Below are 12,968 nucleotides of genomic sequence, written 5' to 3'. Positions count from 1 at the left end.
TTGGCAATATGCTGAATAACATTAATCAAAAAAGTTAAGCACAGCATCATCACCCAGGCAAGGCGCAATCTTGAGTTAAAACCACCACCGTTACGCATACTGGACTAAGCGTCAACTCAAGACGAGAAGCGACCAGCAGCAATCAGCGCCTGCCCCAACGACAAACCGCCATCACCGGCGGGCAAGCGGCTGGGCTGCAATATCTCAAACTCAGACAGCGATTGTCGAAGTAACTGTACCAATAGCCGATTGTGCATCACGCCGCCGGAAAGCACCACCGTGTCGACCTGAACCTGTGCCGCAGCTCGCTGAACCAGCGCTGCCAGCCCTTGAGCCAACGCCACATGAAACGCATACGCCTTGTCGGCCGGGGCAGCACGATACGCCAGCCACTGCCGCCAGAAAGTAGCCAGATCCAGCGTGTTTTCCAGCACAGGCATCGTAACCGGCGGCTTCGCCTGCTGATGTTGTCGGGCCAGCGCCTCCAGCCAACAGGCCGCTTCGCCCTCCCAACTCTGGGTCACGGAAGGAAAACCGGTCGCGGTAGCCACCGCGTCAAATAGCCGTCCGGCAGAGGATGCCAACGGTGCATTAAGACCTCGCTCAATCGCTTTCGTCAGTAACGGTACCGAGGCCGCCGGAATAACGGCGGCCTCAGACAAATCAGCCCAGTCAGGTACAAACGTCAACCACTGCGCCAGCAAGTTACGCCATGGCTGGCGGGCCGCCAGATCACCGCCGGGCAAGGCCACCGCTGGCAATCCGCCCAAGGACCGGCAATGAACATAATCCACCAGCAAACATTCGCCTCCCCACCACTGACCGTGGTCGCCATAACCGATACCATCCAGCGCCAGGCCGATGACCGGCCCGGCATCACGCGGGCGTTGATGCTCCGCCATACAAGCCACAAGATGAGCATGGTGGTGCAGCACCTCAATACACGGAATCTGTTGTTGTAACGCCTGCCGTTTTCCCCGCTGATGACTGAGATAACCGGGATGTGCATCAACGGCGATCGCCTGTGGCGTAAACCGGTAAATATCCTCAAACAAGGCGATCGCCTGCTGGTACTGCTGTTCGATATCACTGTCTGCCAGATCGCCCAGATGCTGACTGACGATGGCGTGATTCCCTCGCAGCAGACAGAACGTGTTTTTCAGATCAGCGCCCATCGCCAACAGCGACGGTTGCGGGTCAAAACCCGGTGGCAGCGGTAAGGCGTCCGGTACATAACCTCGTGCACGCCGTAGCATTTCGGCATGACGCCCGCGCATCCTCACCACTGAATCATCCGCCCGCTGAACGATGTCACGGTTATGCAACAGCCAGAGATCGGCAATATCCACCAAATCGGATAGTGCCTGCTGGTTACTCAATGCCGGCGGTTTGCCACTGGCATTGCCAGACGTCATCACCAACGGGCACCCTACCTGCTTCAGCAACACATGCTGTAGCGGATTGGCGGGCAGCATCAATCCGACGTCGTCCAGCGCAGGAGCGATATCCGCCGCCAGCGGCCCCGATTTACGCAGTGGCAGCAGAACAATCGGGGCGGCCGGACTTTTCAGTAACCGTAATGCCGCCGGGATATCATCCGTCGTCGTGCAACGCGCCAGCCATGCTTCATCGGGCAACATAACAGCCAGCGGTTTTGCTGGCCGGTGTTTACGCTGCCGTAATAATGCCACCGACTGCGGGTTGGTGGCATCACAAGCCAGGTGGAACCCACCCAATCCTTTTACCGCCACAATCTTCCCGGCCAGCAGTGCCTGCGCAGCCTGAACGATAGCATCATCACCCGTTGTCAGTGTTGACTGACCATCACTCAACCACACATGTGGCCCACACGTCGGACAAGCGTTCGGCTGGGCATGAAAACGGCGGTCAGCCGGATTCTGATATTCATGCAAACAATCCGGGCAGAGTGGAAATGCGGCCATCGCGGTATAGGGACGGTCATAAGGCATCTGGCGGATGATGGTAAAACGCGGGCCACAATGGGTGCAGTTGATAAACGGATAGTGATAACGGCGGTTGGCGGGATCGTGTAACTCCTGCTGACAAGCATCGCAGGTGGCGGCATCCGGCACTACCTGGGTATCCATCTGCCCGGCGCCGCTGTGTTCAATCACAAATTCGGTGGGAATAGCCGACCAGTGATAAGGCTGATGCGCCACGCTGTCGATATAGGCCAGCGGCGGACATTCCGCCTGTAACATCACTAGAAACACATCTGCCGCCGCCGCAGGATAGAGATGGATCAGCACGCCAGCACTATCATTACTGACGTTGCCGCACAGTTGCAGTCGATGGGCAAGCTGCCAGACATAAGGACGAAACCCCACCCCTTGAACTTTGCCTTTTACGCGGATTTCAATGCCGTTGTGGTTTGATGACATAGAGAGTCTGTGGGCACCGTAAATAATGTTGAACGCTAAAAAATTCTGTGTCTCCCACAACTATCCGGTTTACGTCCAGCCAGGGGCGGTCAGCCACCTCCGCCCCAAGAACCCGATTATGTCAGAAAAAACCACGGATTAAGCACATAAACAATGGAAAGACACTTTCTTGATAGCCCAGAAATTAAGGACACTAGCAAATTCTCGGCATCGGCTCACTGTGCGGTAAATCCAGCAGACGAGTCGCGCCGAATACCCCACACAGACGGACCTGCTTTTTCTCTGTCACGCTACCAATTGTGGTGGCATCACGCCCCAACGGATGAGTACGCAACGCATCCAGTACCGCATTTTCGGCCTCGGGTGAAACCACCAGCACCAGCTTGCCTTCATTGGCGAAATTCAGCGCTTCCAGTCCCAATAGCTCACAGATACCACGCACTGCCGGTTTCACCGGGATCGTGCTTTCCAGTACCTCCATGCCACAGCCACTGGCCTGCGCATACTCGTGCAAAATAGCCGTCACACCACCGCGGGTGGCATCACGCAGGGCACGCACGCCATCAATCTGTCGCAGCGGAGCAATCATCGGTTCCAGTACCGCGCAATCACTGATCAACTCAGCTTCCAGCCCCAGATTCTCACGTAGGTTAAGGATGGTGGCGCCGTGGTCACCCAGCGTTCCACTGACAATAATCTTATCTCCGGGACGGATTTCACTGGTCCCCCAGCGCACGTCCGTCGGAATCACACCAATACCAGCCGTATTGATGAAAATTTTATCGGCAGCACCACGCGGCACCACTTTAGTATCACCGGTCACAATCTGAATACCGGCTTCCCGCGCCGTTTGCGCCATCGAGTTGACGATGCGAACCAGTGTTTCACCGCTAAGCCCTTCCTCAATAATAAAACCACAGGAAAGGTAAAGCGGTTTGGCGCCACTGACGGCAACGTCATTGGCCGTACCACATACCGCCAGCTTGCCAATGTCACCACCGGGGAAAAAGATCGGGTCAATCACATAGCTGTCAGTCGTAAACGCCAGCCGGTCACCGGCACTGGCCAACGGCGCCAGCGGCAAACGCGCCTGATCTTCCCGTTGCCCCAACAATGGATTATCAAACGCTTGTAAAAACAAACTCTCAATTAACTGCTGCATCGCCTGACCGCCGCTGCCATGGGCCAGCGTGATCTCTTTAGGCTGAACTACTGTCGTCATCAGGCACACTCCCGGCGGTATTGATAATAAGCAGCACATGCTCCTTCGGAAGACACCATCAGCGCACCAATGGCGTTCTGTGGTGTACACTGCTGACCAAACAACGGGCAATCACCCGGTTTGCAGCGTCCAGTCAACACATCACCACAGCGGGAAAGCGGTTCATCCGCCACATCCTGTTGCTTCGGCATGAAGCGTCGCTCAGCGTCGAAAGCGGCATAGCTTTCGCGCAGTTGCATACCAGACAAGGCAATTTCACCCAGACCACGCCATTCGCTACTGGCTTTGACCTCAAACACCTCATCCATCGCCTGCTGGGCCAGCGGATTGCCATTATCCGGCACAATTCGGCGGTATTGATTTTCCACCACGCAGCGTTCATCGTGCAACTGTTGCACCAGCATCAGCAACGCCTGCAAAATATCCAGCGGCTCAAACCCCGTCACGACAAACGGTTTATGGAACTGGTCACACAGCGGTTGGTAAGGATACGCGCCGATGACCATACTGACATGACCTGGCGCCAGAAAACCGTCGATACGCAAATCGGGCTGTTGCAGTAGACTGCGCAGCGTCGGAATAATGGTGATGTGCTGACAAAATAACGTGAAATTTTTGATACCACGCCGTTTCGCCTGCTGCAACGTCAGCGCCGAACTGGGCATGGTGGTTTCAAATCCCAGTCCAAAGAACACCACCTGCCGGTCAGGATTTTTTTCCGCCAACACCAACGCATCCAGCGGCGAATAGACAACCCGGATATCCGCACCGTGACGACGGGCATCCAGCAATGAGCCGTTGCGCCCCGGGACGCGCATCGCATCGCCAAATGTGCAGAAAATCACGTCTGGATGGGCGGCAATCTCCAGACAGGCATCAATACGCCCCATCGGTAATACACACACCGGACAGCCCGGTCCATGAACAAACTCGATTTCCGGTGGCAACAGCCGATCCAGCCCGAATTTGAAGATGGCATGAGTATGCCCACCACAGACTTCCATCAACTGTAGTGGTCGCGTCTTCAGTTGCGGCATATCCGCCACCAATGCCTGAATGCGCTGCAATATCGCTTTGGCTAATTCAGGATCACGGAATTCATCAACGTACTGCATAAATGGCTCCCGTTTGCCGTACTTCATCCAGTTCCAGTCCGACAGCCTGCATTGACTGCAACGCCTCCAACGTATCCTGAGCCTCCTGTTCATCCAGCAAGCTCATAGCGAAACCGACATGTACCAGCACCCACTGTCCCACCAACGCAGAAGGCTCACCTTCACACACCAACGCGATATTCACCGCACGTTGTACGCCACACACATCCACCCAGGCAGGCTGATGAATATCTTCACCTACCGAGGTCACTTTACCGGGGACACCTAAGCACATAGTTGTCCCTCCAGCCAGGCCAACCATTCGTCCATCCCCTCTCCGGTACGGGCAGACAAGGCAATGACCTGAATCTCCGGGTTCACCCGGCGAGCATTGGCCACACAAGCTTCCAGATTAAAGTCCAAATATGGCAACAGGTCGATCTTATTGATAATCATCAGTGATGCCGCTGCAAACATATGTGGGTATTTCAGCGGCTTGTCTTCGCCTTCCGTTACTGAAAGGACTGCCACTTTATGCCGCTCACCAAGGTCGAAGCTGGCTGGGCACACTAAATTACCAACGTTTTCGATAAACAGCAGACTGTTGTCCGGCAGTTGCAGACGATGTGCCGCGTCATGCACCATCTGCGCATCCAGATGGCAGCCTTTACCGGTATTGACTTGAATGGCGTTCACTCCAGTCGCACGGATACGCTCGGCATCATTGGTCGTTTGCTGATCACCTTCAATCACCGCACAGGGCAGATGATCCTGCAACAGATGAAGCGTGCTGGTAAGCAAGGTGGTCTTGCCGGAACCGGGACTGGAGACCAGATTCAACGCCAGAATATTCTGTTCCGCAAAGTGTTCCCGATTATGTTCCGCTAGATGATTATTTTTACTCAGGACATCCATTTCAATCTTTAGCAGACGTTGCTGGCCAATACCTGGTGCATGAGTCCCCGCCACTCCCTGACCGTAATGCAAATCCTGCTGATCAACTGTTGGCTGGAACACGTCTTCTTCATCCGGCGCGGCGGATACACGGGTCACTACCGGAGCAGAAACCGGCTCCGCAGACGGCGCGGCATAGTAATAGTGATTGACGTCGCCCTGATGGTAATAGTGATGGTGATGAATAATGACATAACGCGCCTCACCCTCATCATGGTGATGATCATAATGCCCGTGAGCATGATGGTGCTGATGTGAGTGAGTATTGGGATGAGAATGGGTGTGCTCGTGAGCATGTTCATGGTGGTGATCATGTGAATGAAGGGGTTCATCGCCTTCTATTCTGCTCTCCCCTTCACCGCAACCGCATGTGGTACACATAGGGATAATTCCTCCCGGTTACAAAACCGTTTCTGACACTTTTCGTTTTTGCCCGGCAAGCATTCCGGGACAAGTGGTCACTCAATGGCGAGCTGTTTTATCTGCAAACTGTCACCGCCATCAACGCGTAAATTATAGCTGCCGCAACGCGGACACCCAGCGTCATGCTGCGTGATTTCGACTATCTCGCTACACTCCCAACACCAGGCGCGCGCAGGCTGCACCTGCAAATGCAGTTCACAGCCATCCGCCATCGTCTGACGGCATACAGATTCAAAACAAAAGCGCAGCGCGCTTTCTTCAATACAGGACAACGCCCCAATCTCCAGCCACACTTCTTTTACTTTCCGTGCGCCATGCTGACGGGCCTGTTGTTCAATCAGTTCCAGCGCGTTGTAGCACATGGAAATCTCATGCATGCTGCTAACTCCGATTTAGGCTGAACAGCGCTCGTCGGCCAAGATTCTGCGGTACTTCACCATCCGTCACTGGCAGGGACAGCGCCATTTTGGCACTTTGCTCCGCCAGTTGTATCGCCTGCTCTCCACTTAATGCCGAATCTATCGGCGACATCAGCGAACAGGAGAGATACTGAATGCCATCATCCATTTCACCGACGATAAAATTGACATGACCACACGGCAGACTCAACGCCAGACGCTCTGCCAGAGTACGCCTCGGCCAGTCCTGTTGCGGACCGGGCAACACCAGCAGACTCATCATCCAGGGCGTCAGCAGACAACCGAACCATTGCTGTTCAAATAGGGTAAAACCGCAGGCCCGGACCGGAACTGCCGCCCGATAAAAAGGCAGTGACTGCATTTTCTCCTGCGCTATCCGGGTAAATATGGCTTCCAGCCAGGCCGCCGGATGATGATCATGCACCGGAATAAGTGAATTTTCTTTGCGCTCACCCGGCATAGTGTGTTGATCGCCCACCAACGCAGCACTGTGTTCAGGCTTTTCCATATTACTCACAAGGCACCTCACTGCACTGACGCTCAGTCACTGTCACACCACTGAGCCGTAATGCGGCGACAATATGCAGCAACGCCGACTCTATCGCCGCTGTCGCTGTAGCAGATAACCCAATCCCTGGCGCCAACGAGTCAGGTTCTACACCCACCAGCGTGAGTTGTTTCGGGAACTCACCGGTAAGTCGCAGTGCCATCAATACATCGGAGAGGCCTAACTGGTGCGGGGATATTTTGCGGGTAAACAGCGCCGGCACTTCGTCATCGTGTAGTACCACCACGTTTCCCGGCGCGTTTCCCGTCAGCACCGCATCCGCGACAATCAGGTGATCACGGTCAGCCATGGTTTCAAGCAGCTCCATCCCCGACGTGCCACCATCCTCAATATCGATGGCGGGCGTAAATATGAAGCGCTGTTCCAACGCCTCAATAATACGCACACCGATAGCCTCATCGCTCAGCAGCAGATTACCTATCCCCAACACCAGTATATTCATTACAGCACCTTCACCCGTGTGACTTCATTGGCGTTTACCGTATCCACCACGTGCACCGCACAGGACATGCAAGGGTCAAACGAGTGAATGGTACGAACTACTTCCAACGGTTTATGCGGATCGGCCACTGGCGTTCCCACCAGTGATTGTTCATACGGACCCGCTTTATCTTCATAGTTACGCGGACTGGAGGTCCAGGTCGATGGCACAACCGCCTGATAGTTGGTTATCTTGCCGTTTTTGAACACCACCCAGTGCGACAACATACCGCGTGGCATTTCGCCGAAACCAACGCCGCGGAACTCGGTATCCGGAGAAAAATCCGGCTTAATGAAGGTCTCGTGATCACCTTTGCCAATGTTGGTTACCAACGCCTGCCATTGGTGTGCCAGCGTATCCTTCAACACACAACAGTGTATGGTGCGACCAATCACACGGCCCAATGTGGAGTGCAGTTGTTTCTCTTCCAGCGTGCGGCCACTGAGTTTCCGGTAAGCAGCGCCAAGCTGTGCAAAATGGGTTTCTGTATCCTTGTGTTTGGCAGCCAGACTGCATAACAACCAGGCCAGTGGCCCTACTTCCACCGTGTTGCCGTAGAACGTCGGTGATTTCACCCAGGAGTATTTCCCATCCTCCTGCCAGCCGGTGTAATCAGGACGGGTGAGTCCTTCCCACGGCGCCAGTGGTTCGTCATCCTTGTACCAGGCGTGCTTACCACTCTCCTTGATGCCATCGATCAGGAACCGATCGTTATGACTGGTAATCGGCCGGAAGGTGGAAGGATTGCCGCTTTCAATGTAGCCCCCCGCCAGCAGGAAGCTACCGCCCTTGTCATCGGTCGGCAATTCCGGCACGCTCAGATAGTGATCAGCCCCACGACCCAACGTCAACCATTGTGGGTAATAGGCCGCAATAACGGCACAGTCCACTTTATAAACCTGCTCGATGAAATCCCCCAGCCGGTCAATAAAGCTTTTCACATACATCAGACGCTCAAGATTTAGCACACTTGGCGAATCCAGATTAATGGGGTTGGCAACGCCACCCACTGCCAGATTCTGGATATGTGGTGATTTACCCCCCAGAATCGCCACAATCCGGTTGGCGTCACGCTGGCATTCCAACGCCTGTAGATAGTGCGCCACGGCAATCAGATTGACTTCCGGCGGCAATGCCATCGCCGGGTGTCCCCAGTAACCGTTGGCAAAGATTCCTAGTTGCCCACTGGCGACCAGATCCTTCAGCTTCTGCTGCACCTTGGCAAATTCCGCGACGCTATTGAGTGGCCACGCAGACAATCCTTTCAGCAAATTAGCCGCTTTTTGTGGATCGGCTTTCAATGCCGAAGTGACGTCTACCCAATCCAGCGCGGAAAGTTGATAAAAATGCACGATATGATCGTGAATACTATGTGACGCCAGAATCAGGTTACGGATGTATTGCGCATTAACCGGTACGTTCAGACCCAATGCATTTTCTACTGCACGTACAGAAGCAATCGCGTGCACCGTGGTACATACGCCACAGATACGTTGCACAATAATCCAGGCATCACGTGGATCGCGGCCCTTAACGATCTCTTCCATGCCGCGCCACATAGTGCCGGATGACCAGGCTTTGGTGACTTTCCCGTTTTCAATTTCGCAATCAATGCGCAGATGCCCTTCAATGCGGGTAATGGGATCAATGGTGATGCGTTGGCTCATGCTTTACCTCGGCCTGATGATTCTTATGAACGCCTTCCAGCGCGGGAAGTACCGGCAGCAGGCGGATTAACAAGATGTATGCGCAGATTTCAATCGCTACGAAACCGATGGAAATCAGAATTTCCTGCGCTTTAGGAAAATAGTGGTAACCACCACCAGGATTGAATGCCAGCAGTGAATAGCTCAATCGCCACAAAGCGGCGCCGAATAACATACTGACTGCGCCGATAAACAGACAGCGCGAGTCGCGGCGACAACGCTCCAGACGGAACATCAGCAGCGGGAACAGCATCAGTGCCGATTCACACCAGAACATGATGGAGTAGCGATCAAATGCCAGCAGATAACGGGTCTTGTGGTGCCAGAAAATTTCGCCGAAACGCACCACCAGAAACAGTAACACCAATACATCGGTGACGCGTGCCAACCGGTTAAACAGCACTTTTTCATCCGGTCCCCGTCCTTTCAGCCCCGCCTGCACCAGCGAGCCTTCGAAAATAACAATCGAGAATCCCATGATAAAGGCGGTCAACAGCGACAACAGCGGCAACAGTTCATAACTCTGCCACAGCGGGTGCACTTTATAACCAGCGGCAATCATCAGCGACCCCATTGAGGACTGGTGCATGGTCGGCAGTAACGCCCCCAGCGCGATGATAAAGAACATCACTTTATTCATCCGCTGGAGCGAAACCTTCCAGCCAAAGCGCTCCATGATGACCGGCGCAAACTCCAGGGCCATCACCCCGATGTAGATGGTCATACAGACTGCTGTTTCAAACAGCACCGATGAGGTGTTGAAGAAACCGGGAATGAAGAAGTACGGTAAATTCCAGTAACGTCCGACATCAATGGTGATGGACAGCCCCCCCAACGAATAGCCAAACAGGCTGGCCAGCAGCGCCGGGCGTACCAATGGATGGTATTGACCACGGTTAAAGACATATACCGCCCAGGCCAGCGCCCAGCCACCACAGGCGAACCCGGTTCCGACCAGCAGGTCGAAGGAGATCCAGATCCCCCACGGATACCCGCCATTCAGGTCAGCCACCGAGCCAAGCCCCAACACCAGACGTTTGAGAATAAGCACCGCACAGATCACCACAAACGGTGCTAGCAGCATCACGGGCCAACTGACCAGGCGCCCACCCAACGGACTTGCTTTATGCGCCGTCATGATCGTCCTCCTGTGACTTATCATGGTCCTGCCTGTCTTCACGGGTATTGCGATGGACCAGTACGGAAATCCCGGCTAATAACGCCAGTGGTAGCACCATGCCTTTATACAGCGTGTGTTGAATATGCTCGGAACGTTCGCCGGTAGAAAGCTCATCCAGTTTTGGCAAGTCCAGATTCTGGTAAGGCACACCCGCCAACACCAGTACCTGCGTGCCGCCAGCTTCTTTTTCACCATAGACATAGCGATCATATTTCGGAACGGCGTGCAGATAGGTATCGTTTTTATCCAACATCTGACGCGGATAGTGATACTCATCACCCGGATTGAGTGCCAAACGGCGTTTGGCCTCTGCCAGCAGATCCTCACGAGTACCGTAAATCACCGCGCCGGTAGGACAGACTTCAACACACCCAGGCATGCCGCCTTTATCCAGGCGCTCAACACCGGGCTGATTGCATAATTCGCATTTATGAATTTTGCCGAACGGATTTTCATAGTCATATTTCGGCACATCGAACGGACAGGCCACCATGCAGTAGCGACACCCGGTACAGATGTCAGGGTCATAGTGCACCACACCGGTTTTTGGATCTTTCTTTAATGCGGAAACCGGACACACCGACACACAGTTAGGATCAACGCAGTGCATACACTGTTTTTTAATGTAAGCATAACCGTTCTGCTCCTGATCCTTGTTTTTACCATCACCCGAGCTCCATACCTGGATAATGTTATTGGTATAAGGACTCAGTTTGTCGTTGTTGGACCAGGTCGGCGCACCGCCGGTGTAAATTTTACTGTCCGGGTTGTGTTCCAGATGGTTGACTTGCTGGCATTTGGTCACACATGCCTGGCAGCCGATACACAACGTGGAGTCATACAGCATTCCGAGTGCGCCGGGGATCGGCGGCTTATTGGTCGCCTCCGCCTGACTGGCCAGCGGTGTGCCGGCCAGTAACGCACCGGCAGAAGCCAGTTTAAAAAAATTGCGTCTGTTCACGGCTCAATCCTCCCGGGATGATTTTCCGGCATCCTTCTGTTTTTGCTGACGTCCCAGTTCGCGTACCGCCATCAGACTGACACCCGCAACCGCACCCAGCACACCACCGATAAGCCCGGTCGCTGTCGCCGAACTCTGTCCACCTTCAGGACTGTTAGTTGCCGGTTTTTCAACTCGTGGCGTTGGATTCTCCACGTTAGCCAACTGGAAAATCCCTTTGGTAAAACCAATCCCTTTTTCGTTGCAGCCATAACATGGATGGCCAATCCCTACCGGCCAGATACCGCCGCCGATATCGCAGAACTCCAGCGTCGGACAGTTGCCATAGGTTTCCGGCCCTTTGCAGCCCAGATGGTATAAACACCATCCCTGACGATGACCTTCATCACCAAACTCTTTGGCGAAACGACCGGCGTCGAAATGCGGGCGACGTTCACAGTTTTCATGAATCAAACGACCATAGGCGAACATCGGACGGTTATGGCTATCCAGGGCAGGAGCTCGTTGATAGGTAATAATATGGGCTACAGTGGCCAGGAAGTTGTGTGGATTAGGTGGACAACCGGGGATGTTAATGACCTTTTTACCCGGTAACACGTCCTGCAAGCTGACGGCACCAGTCGGGTTTCCTCCCGTTGCCGGAACGCCGCCCCAGGAGGAACAGGAACCGATGGCAATGATGGCGGCAGCGTTTTCTGCTGCGTTACGGATATGTTCGACAATCGGCTTGCCCGCCACCACGCAGTAGATGCCACCGTCTTTTATCGGTATCGAACCATCCACCACCAGTACATATTTCCCTTTATATTGTTCAATCGCGCGGTGTTTGTTCTCTTCTGCCTGCTCACCAAAAGCAGCGGACAGCACTTCGTGATATTCCAACGAAATGGTATTTAACAGCAAAGTCTCAACGGTCGGGTGAGTCGAACGCAATAATGATTCAGTACAGCCGGTACACTCCTGAGCACCAATCCAAATCACCGGTGGACGCTGCGGTGATGTAATGGATTGCGCTATTTCTGCCGCAGCTGAATCAGTCAACCCCATGGTTGCGGCGAGTGCTGCACATAACTTCATAAAATCACGACGATTAACGCCGTGATGGGAAAGCATTAAATTTTCCCCACTCATTTTTTATTATTCTCCTGTAACTCAGACGGAGTAACACGCGGATGTGTGGGAATATGGTAATGAGGAAATTAGTTTAACCGACTTGATCTCTATCAATCCGCAGGAGAATAACCATCTTATTTATGTATATTCTGTGACTGTATACACATGCTGTCTTTTAGAAATTTTTTGTCATCCGGTGGAATGAGAAATTATCGCAATCACTCGTTAAGACCACTATTTTCACTTTCACTGATAGTGCTTAATCGATTTAACACAGATAATTACTCAAAAATAAAATAAAATACTATGTTGATTTTAGTGAATTTCCATTAAAACTGCTGATGCTCATTTTGTTATTTTAACCTGCATTTATTACCATGAGGCTTATATTCACCACTGCATTATAGTTACTTTAAATACTTTAGTTTAAAAAGCAAAAAAGTCT

General features: G+C 53.3%; 12 protein-coding genes. All 12 read right to left on the bottom strand.

Features of this window, described 5'->3' with window-relative positions; genetic code table 11:
* Positions 1-116: 116 nt before the first annotated feature.
* The gene (gene hypF, locus RS889_RS08055; RefSeq protein WP_315710155.1) at positions 117-2,402 is read right to left on the bottom strand and encodes a carbamoyltransferase HypF; all 2,286 of its coding nucleotides are present in this window, start codon (positions 2,400-2,402) and stop codon (positions 117-119) included.
* Between the two features lie 193 nt (positions 2,403-2,595).
* Positions 2,596-3,624: a hydrogenase expression/formation protein HypE gene (hypE, locus tag RS889_RS08050; RefSeq protein ID WP_315710153.1), complete on the bottom strand. Its 1,029-nt coding sequence runs from the start codon at positions 3,622-3,624 to the stop codon at positions 2,596-2,598.
* Entirely contained in the window at positions 3,624-4,739 is a 1,116-nt protein-coding gene (gene hypD, locus RS889_RS08045) for a hydrogenase formation protein HypD (protein WP_315710152.1), read from the bottom strand. Before hypD ends, hypE begins: the two co-directional genes overlap by 1 nt.
* Positions 4,726-5,013, bottom strand: coding sequence for a hydrogenase maturation factor HybG (gene hybG / locus RS889_RS08040; RefSeq protein WP_021016599.1), 288 nt, complete (start codon positions 5,011-5,013; stop codon positions 4,726-4,728). The genes hypD and hybG overlap by 14 nt, the downstream gene beginning before the upstream one ends.
* Positions 5,004-6,053: a hydrogenase nickel incorporation protein HypB gene (gene hypB / locus RS889_RS08035; RefSeq protein ID WP_315710151.1), complete on the bottom strand. Its 1,050-nt coding sequence runs from the start codon at positions 6,051-6,053 to the stop codon at positions 5,004-5,006. The genes hybG and hypB overlap by 10 nt, the downstream gene beginning before the upstream one ends.
* A 77-nt stretch (positions 6,054-6,130) precedes the next feature.
* Positions 6,131-6,472, bottom strand: a complete 342-nt coding sequence (hypA, locus tag RS889_RS08030) for a hydrogenase maturation nickel metallochaperone HypA (RefSeq protein ID WP_021016601.1) — start codon at positions 6,470-6,472, stop codon at positions 6,131-6,133.
* A gap of 4 nt (positions 6,473-6,476) precedes the next feature.
* Positions 6,477-6,974, bottom strand: coding sequence for a hydrogenase-2 assembly chaperone (hybE, locus tag RS889_RS08025; protein WP_290183181.1), 498 nt, complete (start codon positions 6,972-6,974; stop codon positions 6,477-6,479).
* A gap of 49 nt (positions 6,975-7,023) precedes the next feature.
* Positions 7,024-7,524: a HyaD/HybD family hydrogenase maturation endopeptidase gene (locus RS889_RS08020; protein ID WP_315710150.1), complete on the bottom strand. Its 501-nt coding sequence runs from the start codon at positions 7,522-7,524 to the stop codon at positions 7,024-7,026.
* A complete protein-coding gene (hybC, locus tag RS889_RS08015) occupies positions 7,524-9,230 on the bottom strand; it encodes a hydrogenase 2 large subunit (RefSeq protein WP_315710148.1) in 1,707 nt (568 codons plus the stop codon). Before hybC ends, RS889_RS08020 begins: the two co-directional genes overlap by 1 nt.
* Positions 9,208-10,407, bottom strand: coding sequence for a Ni/Fe-hydrogenase cytochrome b subunit (gene hybB / locus RS889_RS08010; protein WP_021016605.1), 1,200 nt, complete (start codon positions 10,405-10,407; stop codon positions 9,208-9,210). Before hybB ends, hybC begins: the two co-directional genes overlap by 23 nt.
* Positions 10,394-11,410 (bottom strand): hydrogenase 2 operon protein HybA, encoded by a 1,017-nt coding sequence (hybA, locus tag RS889_RS08005; protein WP_021016606.1) that lies wholly within the window; start codon positions 11,408-11,410, stop codon positions 10,394-10,396. Before hybA ends, hybB begins: the two co-directional genes overlap by 14 nt.
* Positions 11,411-11,413: 3 nt before the next feature.
* Entirely contained in the window at positions 11,414-12,541 is a 1,128-nt protein-coding gene (gene hybO / locus RS889_RS08000; RefSeq protein WP_315710147.1) for a hydrogenase 2 small subunit, read from the bottom strand.
* Between the last annotated feature and the right edge of the window lie 427 nt (positions 12,542-12,968).

The sequence above is a fragment of the Brenneria uluponensis genome, assembly GCF_032395385.1.
Lineage (GTDB): Bacteria > Pseudomonadota > Gammaproteobacteria > Enterobacterales > Enterobacteriaceae > Prodigiosinella > Prodigiosinella aquatilis.
The sequence above is the reverse complement of the archived record's forward strand: the minus strand, read 5'-3'. Positions and strand labels throughout refer to the sequence as shown.

What these genes read in the sequence shown, in the direction of transcription:
- hypF (WP_315710155.1), bottom strand. Translation starts at nt 2,402, where the DNA reads ATGTCATCAAACCACAACGGCATTGAAATCCGCGTAAAAGGCAAAGTT.
- hypE (WP_315710153.1), bottom strand. Translation starts at nt 3,624, where the DNA reads ATGACGACAGTAGTTCAGCCTAAAGAGATCACGCTGGCCCATGGCAGC.
- hypD (WP_315710152.1), bottom strand. Translation starts at nt 4,739, where the DNA reads ATGCAGTACGTTGATGAATTCCGTGATCCTGAATTAGCCAAAGCGATA.
- hybG (WP_021016599.1), bottom strand. Translation starts at nt 5,013, where the DNA reads ATGTGCTTAGGTGTCCCCGGTAAAGTGACCTCGGTAGGTGAAGATATT.
- hypB (WP_315710151.1), bottom strand. Translation starts at nt 6,053, where the DNA reads ATGTGTACCACATGCGGTTGCGGTGAAGGGGAGAGCAGAATAGAAGGC.
- hypA (WP_021016601.1), bottom strand. Translation starts at nt 6,472, where the DNA reads ATGCATGAGATTTCCATGTGCTACAACGCGCTGGAACTGATTGAACAA.
- hybE (WP_290183181.1), bottom strand. Translation starts at nt 6,974, where the DNA reads ATGCCGGGTGAGCGCAAAGAAAATTCACTTATTCCGGTGCATGATCAT.
- RS889_RS08020 (WP_315710150.1), bottom strand. Translation starts at nt 7,524, where the DNA reads ATGAATATACTGGTGTTGGGGATAGGTAATCTGCTGCTGAGCGATGAG.
- hybC (WP_315710148.1), bottom strand. Translation starts at nt 9,230, where the DNA reads ATGAGCCAACGCATCACCATTGATCCCATTACCCGCATTGAAGGGCAT.
- hybB (WP_021016605.1), bottom strand. Translation starts at nt 10,407, where the DNA reads ATGACGGCGCATAAAGCAAGTCCGTTGGGTGGGCGCCTGGTCAGTTGG.
- hybO (WP_315710147.1), bottom strand. Translation starts at nt 12,541, where the DNA reads ATGAGTGGGGAAAATTTAATGCTTTCCCATCACGGCGTTAATCGTCGT.